General features: G+C 65.9%; 1 protein-coding gene. It reads left to right on the top strand.

What is annotated here, in order from left to right; all coding sequences use genetic code 11:
* Nucleotides 1–229, top strand: a 229-nt coding sequence (locus RYX56_RS25675; RefSeq protein WP_317124553.1) for a hypothetical protein, incomplete at both ends; no start/stop codon positions are given.

Genomic DNA, 229 nt, shown 5'->3' with positions numbered 1-229 from the left:
ACTACGACACCGCCCGCTGCCCGGTGAACCCGGCCACCGGCCTGCGTCCGAACTTCCGCAACCTGACCGGCGACACCCCGGCCGGCATTCCGAAGTGGACCGTCTCGGGCTCGGCGACGATCAACCACGACTTCGGCAACGACTACTCGGGCTATGCCCGCGTCGAGTACGACTATGTCAGCAAGACCCAGCTGACCGAGACCGTGCCGCCGAACCTGAACTCGTACAG

The organism is Alkalihalophilus lindianensis (assembly GCF_032843265.1).
Classification (GTDB): Bacteria; Bacillota; Bacilli; order Bacillales; family Bacillaceae_D; genus Alkalihalophilus; species Alkalihalophilus lindianensis.
This window is presented reverse-complemented; position numbering and strand designations above follow the sequence as displayed.